This window comes from Pseudomonas sp. UBA6699, assembly GCF_002454615.1.
In the GTDB taxonomy this organism is placed as follows: Bacteria; Pseudomonadota; Gammaproteobacteria; order Pseudomonadales; family Pseudomonadaceae; genus Aquipseudomonas; species Aquipseudomonas juntendi.
On the sequence record NZ_DKJF01000047.1, the window covers coordinates 19474 to 36173 of the forward strand.

The following is a 16700-nucleotide window of genomic DNA, read 5'->3' on the forward strand; positions in this document are numbered from 1 at the left end:
ATGGAACTCGATCTCTGGACCCAGAGCCTGGTCACCGCGATGACCGCCCTTTGGACCAAAGTGGCGAACTTCATCCCTAACCTGTTCGGCGCACTGGTCGTGGTGCTGCTCGGTTTCGTGGTAGCCAAGCTGCTCGATACACTGCTGTCCAAACTGCTGGCCAAATTCGGCCTGGACCGCCTCATGGCCGGTACCGGCCTGACCAAAATGCTGGGCCGGGTCGGCATACAGGTGCCCATTTCCACCCTGATCGGCAAGATCGTCTACTGGTTCGTACTGCTCATCTTCCTGGTTTCCGCCGCTGAATCGCTGGGCCTGGAGCGGGTTTCGGCGACCCTCGACATGCTTGCCCTGTACTTGCCGAAAGTGTTCGGCGGGGCCTTGGTGTTGCTGGTCGGCGTGCTGCTGGCACAGGTGGCCAATGGCCTGGTTCGCGGTGCTGCAGAAGGCATTGGCCTGGAGTATTCGGCAGGCCTGGGGCGTATCGCGCAAGGGCTGGTCATCATCATCAGCATTTCGGTGGCCATCAGCCAGCTGGAGGTGAAAACCGACCTGCTCAACCATGTGATCGTCATCGGCCTGATTACCGTTGGTCTGGCGGTTGCCCTGGCCATGGGCCTGGGCAGCCGCGAAATTGCCGGGCAGATTCTGGCCGGCATTTATGTTCGCGAGTTGTACCAGGTAGGCCAGCAGGTGCGGATTGGAGAGGTCGAAGGGCTCATCGAGGAAATCGGCACGGTGAAAACCACCCTGCTGACCGATGAGGGGGAGCTGGTGTCGTTGTCCAACCGCGAGCTGCTGGAACAGCGAGTCAATAGCCGCTAACCGCGTGAAAGCTGTTAATGTATGCCGCCGCGAAATTCGACCCACGGGGTCGCGCGGCGACATTGACCTGACTGTCGGCCAGATCCGTTTTGAATAAAGTTCCTACGCCGCCCATGCGTTATGACCCTCGCGAGCTCACCGACGAAGAGTTGGTGGCGCGTTCGCATGAGGAGCTATACCACGTCACCCGTGCCTATGAGGAGCTCATGCGGCGCTACCAGCGGACCCTGTTCAACGTTTGTGCACGTTATTTAGGGAACGACCGTGACGCGGACGATGTCTGTCAGGAAGTGATGCTGAAGGTGCTGTATGGCCTGAAGAACTTCGAGGGTAAATCCAAGTTCAAGACCTGGCTCTACAGCATCACCTACAACGAGTGCATTACCCAGTACCGCAAGGAGCGCCGCAAACGCCGGTTGATGGATGCCCTGAGCCTGGACCCTGTTGAAGAGGCGTCCGAGGACAAGGCACCGAAGCCGGAAGAAAAAGGCGGGCTGGACAAGTGGCTGGTGCATGTGAACCCGATCGACCGCGAGATCCTGGTGCTGCGTTTTGTCGCAGAGCTGGAGTTCCAGGAGATCGCCGACATCATGCACATGGGCCTGAGCGCGACAAAAATGCGATACAAGCGCGCGCTAGACAAGCTTCGTGAGAAATTTGCGGGTCTCGATGAAACTTAGTCGTCTGCAAATATCTCTAACGAATCGGCGAGTTCTGCTAGACTTGCCGTCGAGTTGTCCCCCTTGTTTATGGTGGGACTGCTTAACTATCACCAGATGGGGATTTAACGGATGAAATTGAAAAACACCTTGGGCTTGGCCATTGGTTCGCTCGTAGCCGCCACCTCGATTGGCGCTATGGCACAAGGTCAAGGCGCCGTCGAGACTGAAATCTTCTACAAGAAAGAATTCTTCGACAGCCAGCGCGACTTCAAGAACGACGGCAACCTGTTCGGCGGCTCGATCGGTTACTTCCTGACCGACGACGTTGAACTGCGTCTGGGCTACGACGAAGTGCACAACGCTCGTGGCGATGACGGCAAGAACATCAAGGGCTCGAACACCGCCCTGGACGCCGTTTACCACTTCAACAACCCGTACGACGCTATCCGTCCGTACGTTTCCGCTGGTTTCTCGCACCAGTCGCTGGGCCAGACCGGCCGTGGCGGTCGTGACCACTCCACCTTCGCCAACGTTGGCGCTGGTGCCAAGTGGTACATCACCGACATGTTCTACGCCCGTGCTGGCGTTGAAGCCCAGTACAACATCGACCAGGGCGACACCGAGTGGGCCCCAAGCGTTGGTGTTGGTCTGAACTTCGGCGGTAGCCCGAAGCAAACCGCAGCCCCTGCTCCAGCACCTGTTGCTGAAGTTTGCTCCGACTCCGACAACGACGGCGTGTGCGACAACGTCGACAAGTGCCCAGACACCCCGGCCAACGTTACCGTTGACGCCGACGGCTGCCCGGCTGTTGCCGAAGTCGTTCGTGTTGAGCTGGACGTGAAGTTCGACTTCGACAAGTCGGTCGTCAAGCCAAACAGCTACGGCGACATCAAGAACCTGGCTGACTTCATGAAGCAGTACCCACAAACCACCACCGTGGTTGAAGGTCACACTGACTCCGTGGGTCCAGACGCTTACAACCAGAAGCTGTCCGAGCGTCGTGCCAACGCTGTCAAGCAAGTCCTGACCCAGCAGTACGGCGTAGAATCCAGCCGTGTTGACTCGGTTGGCTACGGCGAAACCCGTCCGGTTGCTGACAACGCCACCGAAGAAGGCCGTGCTATCAACCGTCGCGTTGAAGCTCAGGTAGAAGCCCAGGCCAAGTAATTGGTTTGAAGCTTCACGAAAAACCCGGCCTCGGCCGGGTTTTTCTTTGGCTGGGTTTTACCGGCCGGCGGGCCGTGGCTGTCAGCCGGTAGCGGCCACCCACTGCTGAGCCACCTGCGCCCCAACCACCTCGCCAATCACCAGGATTGCCGGGCTACGCAAGGCGAACCCACGCGCATCCTCGACCATCCCCTGCACATCGCTCCTGCACTGGCGTTGCTCGGGCAGCGAGGCATTCTCGATCATGGCCACCGGCATGCCGGGTGCCATCCCCCCGTCCAGCAACCCCTGGCGGACCTGCTCCAGCCGGGCCACGCCCATGTACACCACCAACGTGGTGCCAGCCTGGGCCAATGCTGCCCAGTTCAGTGCGCTGTCATCCTGGGTATGCGCGGTCACCAGCGTTACCCCGCGGCTGACGCCCCGCGAGGTCAGGGAAATACCGCACTGCGTGGCGCCTGCCAGGCCTGCGGTGATGCCATTGACAATTTCCACCTCGATACCATGCCCCTGCAGCCACAGGGCCTCCTCGCCGCCGCGGCCGAAAATGCACGGGTCGCCACCCTTGAGCCGCACCACACAGCGCCCTTGGCGGGCGTGGCGCAACATCAGGCGCTGGATGAACGCCTGCGGCGTCGAGCGGCAGCCGCCACGCTTGCCCACTGCAATAACCCGCGCCTGCGGGCAATGCTCCAGCACTGCCGGGTTGACCAGGTCGTCGATCATCACCACTGCCGCTTCCTGCAAGGCGCGTACAGCCTTGAGGGTGAGCAGTTCCGGGTCACCCGGGCCGGCACCGACCAGCCACACTTTTGCATTCATTCGCGTTTCCTCATTGGCAAGGTGCATTCAGCCCTTGAGCAGGGTGAGCAGCAATATCAGGTTGATCAGTAGCGACAGCACGGCCAGGGTGCGCCAGACTTTCAGTGGCTCGCGCTCCAGCAATGGCCGCGGGCGGCCGGGTAGTTCCTGGCGGTCGCCCCGTTCGAGCAGTAGCAACCAGTGTTCGGCGGTTTCGAAGCGCTGCGCCGGGTCGGCGGCCACGGCCTGCTGCAGGTTGTGCTGCAGCCACTCCGGCAGGTCGGGCCGGTAGCGCGCCGGGTTGACCGGTTGGCCGAAGCGCGGCCGCTGAAAAGCTTCCACTTCCCCATACGGGTAGTGCCCGGTCAGCAGGTGATACAGCGTCACGCCTGCGGCATACAGGTCCTGACGGGGGCTGGGCGGCTGGCCGTCGAAGGCTTCCGGGGCGATGTACGACGGGGTGCCGGGCAAGGCATGTTGCGGGTCTTCGCAGAGCCCGGGGCAGTACGCCAGGCCGAAGTCCAGCAGGCGCAACTGGCCATCGCCGCCCAGGTGCAGGTTGTCGGGCTTGATGTCGCGGTGCAGCAGGTTGCGCCGGTGCAGTACCCCCACCGCCTGTAGCAACTGCCGGGCAAGCTCCAGCCACTGGGCCAACGGCAGTGGGCCATTTTCGGCCAGCAGCGCGGCCAGGCTCTGGCCCGGGTATTCGCGCATCACGTAGTACAACTGCTGGCGCTGGCTGCAAGCGTGCAGCTCGGGAAAGTGCCGGCCGGCGACCCTGCGCATGAACCATTCTTCGAGCAGCAGGCCCTGCGCCGCACCAGGCTCCTGCCGCCGCTCGGGCGGCAAGGTCTTGAGCAGCCACGCCTGGCCCTGGCCATCGCGCACCCGGTACAACAGGGACTGACGGCTGTGTGCGCGCAGTTGTTCGACCTGCCAGCCATCGATCGACTGGCCTGCCCGTAACGGCTCGGGCACGGGCCAGTGCTGCAGTTGGGCCAAGGTGTCGCCAAGGTTCGCCGTGCCCGGTTGTTCGACCTGCACCAGCATGGCGCTGGCGTTATCCTGGCTGCCGTTGAGGTGGGCGCTGGCAACCAACGTGTCCACGGCCAGCTGCAGGTCGGGTTGCTCGCGCAGCACCGCCTGGATGTGCTGGTCGCCCAGGCTGGCCCACACACCGTCGCTGACCAGCAGATAACATTCACCCGGCTGCAATTCGCCTTCCAGGTAGTCCACCAGCAGATGCTGGTCCAGGCCCAGCGCGCGTTTGAGTACATGCTGCATGCCGGGCTGGTCCCAGACATGGTCTTCGCTCAGGCACTGCAGCTGGCCGGCGTGCCAGCGATACACCCGGCAGTCGCCTATGTGGGCCAGGGTGAAGCGCCGCCCGCGCAGCACCAGTGCGCTGAGGGTGGTCAGCAACGGCTGGCCATTCCCTTGGGCGCGCAGCCAGCGGTTCTGTGCCAGCAGCAGGCGGTCGAGGGCCTGGGCCACGCCCCAGGTGGCCGGCGTGGCGTAGTAGTCCAGGGCCAGCGCCTGCAGGCTGGCCCGCGCGGCAAGGCCGCCGTCGGCACATTGGCTGACCCCGTCGGCCAGGGCGAACAGGTAGCCTTTGCTGGCAGCCAGTTCGGGCGCCGGGGTGACCAGGCGCAAGGCATCCTGGTTTTCCGCGCGCGGCCCGGTGGCGCTGGCCTGGGCAAAGCTCAGTTGCAGGCTCATGGGGGGCCTCAGACCCGCGCTGCGGTCACGGCCGCCGAGCCCCAGGTGGTGCGCCAGCGTTGTTTCACGCCGTGCAGGCCGAACCAGGCCAGCAGGCCCAGGCTGGCGAACAGCCACAACCCCAGTTGGTAATCGCCAGTGTGCTGCTTGATGGTGCCCAGCCCCGCCGCCAGCAGGAAGCCACCCATACCACCGGCCATGCCGATCAGCCCGGTCATCACGCCGATTTCCTGGCGGAAGCGTTGCGGCACCAGTTGGAACACTGCGCCATTGCCGGCACCCAGGCCGAGCATGGCGCTGACGAACAGGGCCAGGGCGGCTGTCGCGGAGGGCAGGTTGAAGCCGACGGCAGCAATGCAGACGGCCGCTAGGCTGTACATGCCCAGCAGCGTGCGGATGCCGCCAAAGCGGTCGGCCAGGGCGCCACCGAGCGGGCGCATCAGGCTGCCGGCGAACACGCAGGCCGCCGTGTAGTAGCCGGCGGTGACCGGGCTCAGGCCGTACTGATCGCTGAAGTAGCCGGGCAGGGCGCTGGCCAGGCCGATGAAACCACCGAAGGTAACGCTGTAGAAGAACATGAACCACCAGCTGTCGCGGTCGCCCAGTGCCTTGAGGTAGTCGGCCATGGCTTTGGGCTTGGGCCGTTGTGGGGCGTTACGTGCCAGCAAGGCGAAGACCACCAGCGCCAGCGACAGTGGCAGCAGTGCAAAGCCGAAGACATTGTTCCAGCCAAAGCCGGCTGCCAGTGCCGGGGCGAGCAGGGCCGCGAACACCGTGCCCGAGTTGCCGGCCCCGGCGATGCCCATGGCCTTGCCTTGATGCTGTGGCGGGTACCACTGCGAAGCCAGTGGCAGCGACACGGCGAACGAGGCGCCGGCAAAACCGAGGAACACGCCCAGCAGCAGTGCCTGTTCATAGCTGTGCACGCCCAGGCGCCAGGCGGCGGCCAACGCGACGATAACCACCACCTGGCCGATCAGCCCGGCGGTCTTGGGCGACAGGCGGTCCACCAGCACGCCCATGGCAAAGCGCAGGATGGCCCCGGCCAGGATCGGCACCGCCACCATCAAGCCCCGCTGTTGTGCGCTCAATTGCAGGTCGGCGGCAATCTGCACCGCCAGCGGGCCCAGCAGGTACCAGACCATGAAGCTAAGGTCGAAGTACAGGAACGCGGCGAACAGCGTGGGCACATGCCCGGATTTCCAGAAGCTGGTACTCATCGAACACCTCACTCGGTCATGCAACGGAACGAAAAAGACGCCGCCACCCGCTCCACGGCTGTGGAGGGGTGAGCGACGTCTTTGTCGGAATTTAAGTGGGGCAACCGCCGTTGGTTACCGGTGCGTTTTGTTCAGCAAGAGATGGGCCAACTGAGCCTGGTCAGGGTGGCCAGGCAGTGCACCGGCCCCCTCAGCCGAGCATCTCGTGCATGGCGATGATCTGCTCGGCCACCTGGATCAGCTTCTGTTGGCGGCTCATGGCCTGGCGGCGCATCAGGGTGTAGGCCTGTTCTTCGTTGCAGTCTTTCATTTTCATCAGCAGGCCCTTGGCTTGCTCGATACGCTTGCGTTCAGCCAGTTGCTGGTCGCGTGCCAGCAACTGGGCGCGCAGGGCCTGGTCGCTTTCGAAGCGAGCCATGGCCACGTCCAGAATCGGCTGCAACCGCGCCGCATGGATACCTTCCACGATATAGGCACTGACCCCTGCCTGGATCGCCTGGCGCATCACCCCGGGGTCGTGTTCGTCAGTGAACAGCACGATCGGTCGGGGTTGGTCACGGCTGACCAGCACCACATGCTCCATCACATCGCGGTCCGGTGAATCGGTATCGATCAGCACCACGTCCGGGCGCACCGTTTCGACGCAAGCGGGCAGGTCGATGGTCAGGCCTGGGGCTTCGGTGACGTCGAAGCCGGCCTCGGTCAAAGCGGCCTTGAGGCGGCCTAGTTTGCTCTGGGTGTCGTCGATCAGCAGGATGCGCAGCATGGTCGTCCCCCCTTACCTGCCAACCTGGGCGTCGGGCAGCTCGCCCAACGCATGCAGGCTGAAGCTACGGGCATAGCCATAGGGGTCGCTGCCGTCCCAGCGGCCACCGTCTATCAGCAGGCTGCTGCGCATGGGGTGCGCCGGGTATGCCACGCCCAGGCTCTGGGCTGCCTCGGTGTACAGCGCCAGGTGCTGGACCTGGCCCGCGACCTGGAGGTAATCCGGGTCTTCGCGCAGCAGGCCCCAGCGGCGAAACTGGGTCATGAACCACATTCCGTCGGACAGGTATGGGAAGTTGGCTCGGCCCTGGTCGAACAGGCGCAGGGCGTGCGGGTCTTGCCAGTGGTTGCCCAGGCCGTCCTGATAGTGGCCCAGCAGGCGTGGCTCGATGCTGGCCAGCGCGGTGTCCAGGTAGGCGCTGCCACTGAGCAGTTGCGCGGCGCTGCGGCGGTTGTCCGGGCTTTGCTCGATGAACCGGCTGGCAGCGAGGATCGCCTTGATCAACGCGCGCGCGCTGTTGGGGTATTGTTCGGCAAAGGCGCGGGCACAGGCCAGGACCTTTTCCGGGTGGTCGGGCCAGATCGACTGGCTGGTGGCCAGGGTAAAGCCCTGGCCTTTGGCGACCGCGTCGGCGGCCCACGGCTCGCCGACGCAGAAGCCGTCGATGCGCCCGGCTTGGATGTGTGCGGCCATCTGCGCAGGCGGTACGACTACGCTGTCGACGTCACGCAAAGGGTGGATGCCCTGGCTGGCCAGCCAGTAATACAGCCACATGGCGTGGGTGCCCGTGGGGAAGGTCTGGGCAAAGGTCAGCCGCGGGCCATGTTGGTGCACCAGCCGCGCCAGTGCTTCAGGGTTGGTCACGCCTTTGCGTTGCAGGGTCGGGGACAGGTTGATGGCCTGGGCGTTCTGGTTCAGCCCCATGAGCACGGCCATGTCGCTGCCCGGCACGCCACCGATGCCCAGGTGCACGGCGTAGACCAGCCCATACAGGCAGTGCGCGGCGTCCAGTTCGCCACTGACCAGTTTGTCCCGCAGGCCGGCCCACGAGCCCTGGCGCTTGAGGTTGAGGGTCAGGCCGTGCTGCTGGGCGAAGCCCTGGGTGGCGGCGACCACGACCGAGGCGCAGTCGGTGAGGCCCATGAAACCGATGTTGAGGCTGGGTTTCTCCGGCGCGTCGCTGCCGTTGACCCAGGCCAGGGGCGTTGCTCGGGGTGCAGTGTTCACAAGGTTCCTCGCCCATACTGATAAGGCTGTGGGCACTTGGGGTGCAACCGATGTGCCATTTACGCGACCACCTCGCCCCATGGCCCCACGATGTGCTGTCATGCCGGCGCCGCGCTGGCTATAATCGCCCCCTCACTCACCCTGAGCCTTGCCCGCCCATGTATACCCTGGCCCGCCAGCTGCTGTTCAAGCTTTCCCCGGAAACTTCCCACGACCTGTCCCTGGACCTGATCGGTGCCGGTGGCCGTCTTGGCCTAAACGGCATGCTGTGCAAGCAACCGGCGGCGTTGCCGGTTTCGGTCATGGGCTTGAACTTCGCCAACCCGGTCGGCCTGGCCGCCGGCCTGGACAAGAATGGCGCGGCCATCGACGGCTTTGCCCAGTTGGGCTTCGGTTTCGTCGAAATCGGCACCGTCACGCCGCGCCCGCAGCCGGGCAACCCCAAGCCTCGGCTGTTCCGCCTGCCGCAAGCCACCGCCATCATCAACCGCATGGGCTTCAACAACCTGGGGGTCGACCACCTGCTGGGTCGTGTTCGTGCGTCGCGCTACAGCGGTGTGCTGGGTATCAACATCGGCAAGAACTTCGACACCCCGGTCGAGCGCGCGGTCGACGACTACCTGATCTGCCTGGACAAGGTGTACACCGCTGCCAGCTATATCACGGTCAACGTCAGTTCGCCGAACACCCCGGGCCTGCGCAGCCTGCAGTTCGGCGATTCGCTCAAGCAACTGCTCGATGCCTTGGCCGAGCGCCGTGAGCAGCTGGCTGCTGAACATGGCAAGCGCGTGCCGCTGGCGATCAAGATCGCCCCGGACATGAGCGACGAAGAAACCGCCCTGGTGGCGGCTGCATTGATGGAGTCGGGCATGGATGCGGTGATTGCCACCAACACCACGCTGGGCCGTGAGGGTGTCGAAGCGCTGCCGTATGGGGGCGAGGCAGGTGGCCTGTCAGGCGCGCCGGTGCTGGAGAAGAGCACCCATATCGTCAAGGTGCTGGCGGGCGAACTGGGTGGCAAGTTGCCGATCATTGCCGCCGGTGGCATCACCGAAGGGCGCCACGCTGCCGAGAAGATCGCTGCCGGGGCGAGCCTGGTGCAGATCTATTCGGGCTTCATTTACAAGGGGCCGGCACTGATTCGCGAAGCGGTGGATGCGATCGCGGCGATGCCGCGCTAGTTTGGCGCTTTGCCAGCCCATTAAAAAGGGCCCCTTGAAGGGGCCCCTGGGCCTACGCCCGCCGCCCGATTGGGGCGTGCATGTAAATCGAATTCAGTGTCCTCGATCAGCCTACGGCGTGATTTTCGTTGAGTCTATGGATGCCAGCGGTGCCAGTCATTCCGTCCCAGTTATCGCCGCGACCTTCACGCCAGCCGTTGATCCAGGCTTGGCGAACAGAAGGAAGATTGAACGGGCAGAGTTCGCGGGATTTGCCGGTGACCCCGTATTGGTAGCCACGTGAATATGCTCTTTCCAACGGATCACGCTTAAGTCTTCTCATAGGGTGTTGCCCTCACTTGTTGACTGTAATGTCCCGTCGGCCTCTCCGAGGCCGGGCAGAGTCTTTCTGCCGGTTTGCGCTCGCTGCCGGCGTCGCGAGCTGGATGTGCCGCCTCGTTGCGAAGCGGCCTGAGACCAGTTCTATCGAATGCGAGTCACGGTGTGAATGATCGATTTGTCATAACGACGTAACGTTTGTGAGGGTGTGGGGATAAGTAAAGAAATGCGACTCAACCTTGTTTAGCGTTGAGCCCGCTACGATCGGGGTTTGCCGATCATTGACGTCATTTTGCCAGCGTCACTCAAGGAACAGAGAAATAATTTGAAATGCGACGAAGGGTCACACAGGGCTCTACGTCGCCAGAATTTTTCGTACTGCCTGATGATCTAAGCTGTCTTTGCCACCCGGCAAAGTGCAGATCTGTCAGGTGGCCCGGCCCGCTGCGGCACACGTTGTGCCCAACCGGCCACCTGCACGCCTGCTGGAAAGGCGTGCGGGCAAACATCGCGGGGCGATGCGTCGCCTCGTCAGTCAATAGCCCAAGGCTCTGGAATATTCATGTCGGACCGTTTCGAACTCTACCTCACCTGCCCCAAAGGCCTTGAAGGCCTGCTTGCCGAAGAGGCTAAAGGCCTTGGCCTGGACGAAGTGCGTGAGCACACCTCGGCCATCCGCGGCGCCGCCGACATGGAAACCGCCTACCGCCTGTGCATCTGGTCGCGTCTGGCCAACCGTGTGCTGCTGGTGCTCAAGCGTTTTTCCATGAAGAACGCCGACGACCTGTACGACGGCGTGCGCGCCGTCGACTGGGCGGAGCACCTGGCGGCCGATGGCACCCTGGCGGTCGAGTTCAGCGGCCATGGCTCGGGCATCGACAACACCCATTTCGGTGCGTTGAAGGTCAAGGATGCTATCGTCGACAAGCTGCGCAACCGCGAAGGCCTGCGCCCGTCGGTGGAAAAAATCGATCCTGACGTTCGCGTGCACTTGCGCCTGGAGCGCGGCGAGGCGATCCTGTCCCTCGACCTGTCCGGGCACAGCCTGCACCAGCGTGGCTATCGTCTGCAGCAGGGCGCCGCGCCGCTCAAGGAAAACCTGGCGGCCGCTGTGCTGATCCGCTCCGGCTGGCCGCGTATTGCCGCGCAAGGTGGCGCGCTGGCCGACCCGATGTGCGGTGTAGGTACGTTCCTGGTAGAGGCCGCCATGATTGCTGCCGACATCGCGCCCAACCTCAAGCGTGAACGCTGGGGTTTCAGCGCCTGGCTCGGCCATGTGCCGGCGCTCTGGCGCAAGGTGCATGAAGAAGCGCAGGCACGGGCCCAGGCTGGCCTGGCCAAACCCCCGCTGTGGATCCGTGGCTACGAGGCCGACCCGCGGCTGATTCAGCCGGGCCGTAACAACGTGGAGCGCGCAGGCCTGGGTGACTGGGTGAAAATCTACCAGGGCGAGGTCAGCACCTTCGAGCCGCGCCCGGACCAGAACCAGAAAGGCCTGGTCATCAGCAACCCGCCCTACGGCGAGCGCCTGGGCGACGAAGCCAGCCTGCTGTACCTCTACCAGAACCTGGGTGAGCGTCTGCGCCAGGCGTGCATGGGTTGGGAGGCTGCGGTATTCACCGGGGCGCCGCAACTGGGCAAGCGCATGGGCATTCGCAGCCACAAGCAATACGCGTTCTGGAACGGCGCGTTGCCGTGCAAGCTGCTGTTGTTCAAGGTGCAGCCTGACCAGTTCGTCACCGGTGAGCGCCGCGAGGCACCGGCCGACACCCGTGAGGTCGGCCAGCAGGTGCCCGTCACCAGCGAGCCGGCACGCCTGTCGGAAGGGGCACAGATGTTTGCCAACCGCCTGCAGAAAAACCTCAGGCAACTGGGCAAATGGGCCCGACGCGAGCAGGTCGACTGCTATCGCCTGTACGATGCCGACATGCCTGAGTATGCCCTGGCAGTCGATCTGTACCACGACTGGGTACACGTGCAGGAATATGCCGCACCACGCTCGGTGGACCCGGACAAGGCCCAGGCGCGCCTGCTCGATGCCCTGGCGGCCATTCCGCAGGCATTGGGCATTGCCCCGCAGCGCGTGGTGCTCAAGCGCCGCGAGCGGCAAAGCGGTTCCCGCCAGTACGAGCGTCAGGCTACCGAGGGCCGTTTCCAGGAAGTCAACGAAGGCGGCGTGAAGTTGTTGGTCAACCTCACCGATTACCTCGACACCGGCCTGTTCCTCGACCATCGCCCGATGCGCATGCGGATTCAGCGCGAAGCAGCCGGCAAGCGCTTCCTCAACCTGTTCTGCTACACCGCCACGGCCACCGTGCACGCGGCCAAGGGTGGGGCGCGCAGCACCACCAGCGTCGACCTGTCGAAAACCTACCTGGGCTGGGCGCGACGCAACCTGGCGCTCAATGGCCATTCCGAACGCAATCGCCTGGAGCAGAGTGATGTCATGGCCTGGCTGGAGGGTAACCGCGACAGCTACGACCTGATCTTCATCGACCCGCCAACCTTCTCCAACTCCAAGCGGATGGAAGGTGTGTTCGACGTGCAGCGTGACCACGTGCAGTTGCTGGACTTGGCCATGGCCCGCCTGGCGCCCGGTGGCGTGCTGTATTTCTCCAACAACTTCCGTAAGTTCCAGCTGGACGAACACCTGATGGCGCGCTACGCCGTGGAGGACATAACGGCCCAGACCCTGGACCCGGATTTCGCCCGCAACAACCGCATCCACCGCGCCTGGCGCTTGCAGCTGCGCTGAGCCGACGGGGTACATTGCGCGGGTAGTGGCCAATAGCTATAACTTGGTTCATGGCTGGATAATCCGCAGGACGCTGACGTGACGAGACGTGTGTATGTCAAAGTGTGGCGTGCTTGCGCGGGTGCCTGGCCTGCGCGCAGAGGCGATGTCCGCCTGGGTGATGGCCTTGATTGCGCTGCTGGCCGGCGGCCTGCTGACGGCCGCCCTGGCCCTGGCCACGCAGTCGTTGTACAATCAGCAGCTGCGCCAGCGCTTCGAGTTGCTGGCGGGCGAGCGCTTTGGCCGCATCGCCGAGCGTTTTGCCGAACAGCAGCAGCGCCTGGATGGGCTGCGCTGGTTTTTCAGCTATTCCGATGAAATAACCCCCCGGGAATTTGCCGGTTATGCCCGGCCGCTGCTGCACCGTACCCAGGCCTATGCCTGGGCCCCGCGTGTAGAGGCCGCGCAGCGGGCCATATTCGAACGCCAGGCCAGCACCCTTGCTGGCCCGGGCTTTATGATTCGCGATCAGGACCCGCAGGGGCAGTGGCGCCGCGCCCCCGCGCGCGACCTGTATTTTCCCGTGCTGTATAGCGCGTCAGGCACCTTGCCGGGGCTGCCATCTGGTCTCGACCTGGCTGCGCAGGATGCGGCCCGGGCAGTGCTTGCGCGGGCGCTGGTGCCGGGGAGCATGGCGGTGTCGCAGCCGCTGAAGTTGAATACCAGCGAACCGGGCGTGCGCGGCCTGATGATGGTGGCCCCGGTATTCGCCGTTGCCACGCCCCACGGCGCGGCAGCGGGTTATGTGCTGGCCCTGTTGAGCATGCCCGAGCTGATCGGCGATGGCCGGCCAGTGGCGCCTGACGATAACCTGGTAACGCGCCTGGTTGACCCGTCCGGGCGGCAGGGCCCAGAAGTTCTGTACGACTCCAACAACCCCGTGGCGCCCCTGTCGCTGGTCAGCGATCAGGTGTTGCACCTGGCGGACCGCCAGCTGCTGCTGAGTATCCGCCCCAGCCTGGCATTCCTGCAGGCCAACCGTTCTTCGGCGGTGCTGGCAGTCGGTGCACTGGGCGGTTTGCTGAGCCTGCTGCTGAGCGTGCTGTTGTTCAACCTGTTCAGCCAGCGTCAACGGGCCTTGGCCCTGGTTGCACAGCGCACCGCAGCGCTGCAGGTCAGCGAACAGTCGCTGCGTGGCACCCACAACCAGCTGCGCAGCGTGCTGGATGCCGCGACCCAGGTTGCGATCATCGCCACCAACCTCAAAGGGGTGGTCAGCACCTTCAATGCCGGTGCCGAAAGCATGCTCGGTTACCCGGCCAGTGAAGCCATTGGCCGCCTGCGCCTTGAGCAACTGGTTCTGGCCGAGGAGCTGAGCCAGCGTGCGCATGCCTTGAGTTTGCGCTTTGGCCGCGCCATTGCGGGGGGCCATGCACTGTTTGCCGAAACCGTATACGAACAGGGCGCCGAGCCAGGTGAGTGGACCTTGGTACGCGCCGACGGCAGCCAACTGGTAGCCAACATGCTGGTGACCGCCATGCTGGACGACCAGGGTTTATGGGTGGGTTACCTGGCCATCTGCATCGACGTCACTGAGCGGCGTCGGGTACATGAGGCATTGGCTGCGCGTGACCGGTTGCTGGAAAAACTCAGTGCCGAAGTACCGGGCGGCATCTACCAGTACAGGCTGGATGCAAACGGCCATTCGTGTTTCCCCTATGCCAGCAAGGGGCTGTACGACATTTATGAGCTTGACCTGCAGCAGCTACGCGAAGATGCCGCCGCAGTGTACGAGCGCATTCACCCTGATGACCTGGAGCGGGTGAGCCGTTCGGTGCGCTACTCGGCCGAGCACCTGACGCCATGGCGCGAGGAGTACCGCGTGTGCCTGCCCCGGGCGGGCTTACGCTGGGTGCGTGGCGAGGCAACGCCGGAAGTGGGCGAGCAGGGCTGTACCTTGTGGCATGGCTACCTGACCGATATTTCCGATCTCAAGGGTGTGGAACACGAGTTGCGCAGGCTGTCGGTGACCGATTCGCTGACCGGCATCCATAACCGCCGTTATTTCCAGGAACGGCTGAAAAACGAGTTGGAGCGTGCCCAGCGAGATGGCCAGGCGCTGGCGGTGATCATGCTCGACATTGATCACTTCAAGCGCATCAACGACCGTTTCGGCCATGCGGTCGGTGACCGGGTGCTGCGTAGCCTGTGCCAGCGCATCGGCCAGCGCTTGCGGCGGACCGATGTGTTCTGCAGGCTGGGCGGGGAGGAGTTCATGGTGCTGTGCCCGGGCACTGATGCCGAGCAGGCGCGTGTGCTGGCGCTGGAGCTTTGGCAAGGCGTGCGCAATGACCCGGTAGACGGCGTGGGCCAAGTCACCGCGAGTTTCGGCGTGGCCGGGTGGCGGCCGGGGGAGGGCGCCGACGCGTTGCTGTTGCGCGCCGATGCCGGGGTTTATGCGGCCAAGCAGGCCGGGCGGGACCGGGTAGAGGGGGAGTCTGCCTGACCGCGCTGCCAGGTGCTGGTCACCACATCTTCAGCGCCTGTGAGATCGAGCGCCGCGCGGGCGGCGCTCGATGCATCAATTGGCAGCGGTGCTGCCGGCCAGCTTCGGCTGGCGGTACAGGTCCAGCAGCACCTGGTCCAGCACCTGCGAGGCACCCCATGGTTTCGGGTCGTTGAGGATCGCCGCCACCGCCCAGGTGTGGCCGTTGCTGTCGCGGCTGAAACCGGCTATTGCGCGCACCGTGTTCAGGGTGCCGGTCTTGATGTGCCCTTCGCCGGCCATGGCGGTGCGCTTGAGGCGCTTGCGCATGGTGCCATCCATGCCCACCAGCGGCATCGAACTCATGTATTCGGCAGCGTAGGGGCTCTTCCAGGCTGCCTGCAGCATCTCGGCCATTTCCCGGGTGCTGACGCGCTCGGCTCGCGACAGGCCAGAACCGTTTTCCATCACCAGGTGCGGCGCGGTAATGCCTTTTTTCGCCAGCCACTGGCGTACCACGCGCTGTGCGGCACGCGCATCGTCGCCATCGGCATCGGTGCGGAACTGTGCGCCAAGGCTGAGGAACAACTGCTGGGCCATGGTGTTGTTGCTGTACTTGTTGATGTCGCGGATCACTTCGACCAGGTCTGGGGAGAAGGCACGGGCCAGCAGGCGGGCACTCTTGGGCACGTTCTCGACACGGTCGCCGCCCTGGATGGTGCCGCCCAGCTCGTTCCAGATGGCACGTACGGCACCGGCCGCGTAAGTCGGGTGGTCAAGCAGGGCCAGGTAAGTCTGCGAGTTGCAACCGTCACCCAGTTGGCCGCTGACCGTCACACTGATGCCGTTGGCCTGAGGCACTGGGTTGTAGCGCACATCGCCACTGCATTGTTTCGAGGCTACAGGCTTGACCTGGTTGTCGATGCGGATGCTGGCAATCGGTGGCTCCACCGCAATGGTGACCTTGCCGCCATCGTTGCGGGCAACAAAGCGCAGGGCCTTGAGGTTGACCAGCAGCGAGTCGGGCTTGACCAGGAACGGCTTGTTTTCGTCACCGCCGTCGTCGTTGAACTGGGGCAGGTTGGGTTGCACGAAGTGGCTGCGGTCCAGTACCAGGTCACCGGTGACGGTGCGCACACCATTGGCGCGCAGGTCACGCATCAGCAGCCACAGCTTTTCCATGTTCAGCTTGGGGTCACCGCCGCCTTTGAGGTACAGGTTGCCGTTGAGCACCCCGTTGCTCAGGGTGCCGTCGGTGTAGAACTCGGTCTTCCACTGAAAGGTCGGGCCAAGCAGCTCAAGGGCTGCGTAGGTGGTAACCAGTTTCATGGTCGAAGCCGGGTTTACCGACACGTCGGCATTGAACACGGTGGGAACACCGGGGCCATCCAGGGGCAGCATGACCAGCGACAGTGCGGTGTCTTGCAGTTTGTTGGCTTTGAGCGCCTGCTGCACTTTGGCAGGCAAGGTGGTGTTGACGGCTGCGGCTTGGCTGGGCAAGGCAAAGGGCAATAGCAGGCCGGCGAGTACGAGGGGACGAAGCGTTTTGATCATGGTGAGCAAATACCCTGCAGCGAGGGAAAAGGACATTGGGG

Annotated in this window: 13 protein-coding genes; 6 read left to right on the forward strand and 7 right to left on the reverse strand. The window is 64.0% G+C overall.

Annotation, left to right across the window (positions count from 1 at the left end; translation table 11 throughout):
- The 3 genes from B3361_RS09140 to B3361_RS09150 all read left to right on the forward strand — a co-directional run bounded on the left by B3361_RS09140 (position 1) and on the right by B3361_RS09150 (position 2654).
- Positions 1-825: a mechanosensitive ion channel family protein gene (locus tag B3361_RS09140; protein ID WP_054905093.1), complete on the forward strand. Its 825-nt coding sequence runs from the start codon at positions 1-3 to the stop codon at positions 823-825.
- Positions 826-938: 113 nt separating this feature from the next.
- On the forward strand, positions 939-1505 hold the full coding sequence (gene sigX, locus B3361_RS09145; protein ID WP_003248665.1) for an RNA polymerase sigma factor SigX: 567 nt from the start codon (positions 939-941) through the stop codon (positions 1503-1505).
- Positions 1506-1616: 111 nt separating this feature from the next.
- Positions 1617-2654 carry an OmpA family protein gene (locus tag B3361_RS09150; RefSeq protein WP_009684019.1) on the forward strand — a complete coding sequence of 346 codons (1038 nt, stop codon included), beginning with the start codon at positions 1617-1619 and terminating at the stop codon, positions 2652-2654.
- An 81-nt stretch (positions 2655-2735) separates the two neighbouring features.
- Here B3361_RS09150 and cobA read toward each other — a convergent pair whose 3' ends face one another.
- The 5 genes from cobA to B3361_RS09175 form a co-directional block, all read right to left on the reverse strand.
- Positions 2736-3476, reverse strand: a complete 741-nt coding sequence (gene cobA, locus B3361_RS09155) for a uroporphyrinogen-III C-methyltransferase (protein WP_054905092.1) — start codon at positions 3474-3476, stop codon at positions 2736-2738.
- Between the two features lie 27 nt (positions 3477-3503).
- Positions 3504-5174, reverse strand: a complete 1671-nt coding sequence (locus B3361_RS09160; protein ID WP_054905091.1) for a bifunctional protein-serine/threonine kinase/phosphatase — start codon at positions 5172-5174, stop codon at positions 3504-3506.
- Positions 5175-5182: 8 nt separating this feature from the next.
- Positions 5183-6394, reverse strand: a complete 1212-nt coding sequence (locus B3361_RS09165) for a nitrate/nitrite transporter (protein ID WP_054905090.1) — start codon at positions 6392-6394, stop codon at positions 5183-5185.
- 190 nt (positions 6395-6584) lie between these two features.
- Positions 6585-7160: an ANTAR domain-containing response regulator gene (locus B3361_RS09170; protein WP_009684013.1), complete on the reverse strand. Its 576-nt coding sequence runs from the start codon at positions 7158-7160 to the stop codon at positions 6585-6587.
- Between the two features lie 12 nt (positions 7161-7172).
- Complete coding sequence (locus B3361_RS09175) at positions 7173-8387, reverse strand: CmpA/NrtA family ABC transporter substrate-binding protein (RefSeq protein WP_054905089.1); 1215 nt, start codon at positions 8385-8387, stop codon at positions 7173-7175.
- A 158-nt stretch (positions 8388-8545) separates the two neighbouring features.
- Between B3361_RS09175 and B3361_RS09180 the strand changes: the two genes are divergently transcribed.
- On the forward strand, positions 8546-9568 hold the full coding sequence (locus B3361_RS09180; protein WP_009684011.1) for a quinone-dependent dihydroorotate dehydrogenase: 1023 nt from the start codon (positions 8546-8548) through the stop codon (positions 9566-9568).
- 106 nt (positions 9569-9674) lie between these two features.
- Here B3361_RS09180 and rmf read toward each other — a convergent pair whose 3' ends face one another.
- Positions 9675-9890 carry a ribosome modulation factor gene (rmf, locus tag B3361_RS09185; RefSeq protein WP_003248687.1) on the reverse strand — a complete coding sequence of 72 codons (216 nt, stop codon included), beginning with the start codon at positions 9888-9890 and terminating at the stop codon, positions 9675-9677.
- A 558-nt stretch (positions 9891-10448) separates the two neighbouring features.
- Between rmf and rlmKL the strand changes: the two genes are divergently transcribed.
- Positions 10449-12641 carry a bifunctional 23S rRNA (guanine(2069)-N(7))-methyltransferase RlmK/23S rRNA (guanine(2445)-N(2))-methyltransferase RlmL gene (gene rlmKL / locus B3361_RS09190; RefSeq protein ID WP_286920184.1) on the forward strand — a complete coding sequence of 731 codons (2193 nt, stop codon included), beginning with the start codon at positions 10449-10451 and terminating at the stop codon, positions 12639-12641.
- Between the two features lie 94 nt (positions 12642-12735).
- Positions 12736-15126 (forward strand): sensor domain-containing diguanylate cyclase, encoded by a 2391-nt coding sequence (locus B3361_RS09195; protein WP_054905087.1) that lies wholly within the window; start codon positions 12736-12738, stop codon positions 15124-15126.
- Between the two features lie 75 nt (positions 15127-15201).
- Here the strand turns inward: B3361_RS09195 and dacB are convergent, their stop codons facing one another.
- Entirely contained in the window at positions 15202-16659 is a 1458-nt protein-coding gene (gene dacB / locus B3361_RS09200) for a D-alanyl-D-alanine carboxypeptidase/D-alanyl-D-alanine endopeptidase (RefSeq protein WP_029887788.1), read from the reverse strand.
- Positions 16660-16700 lie beyond the last annotated feature (41 nt).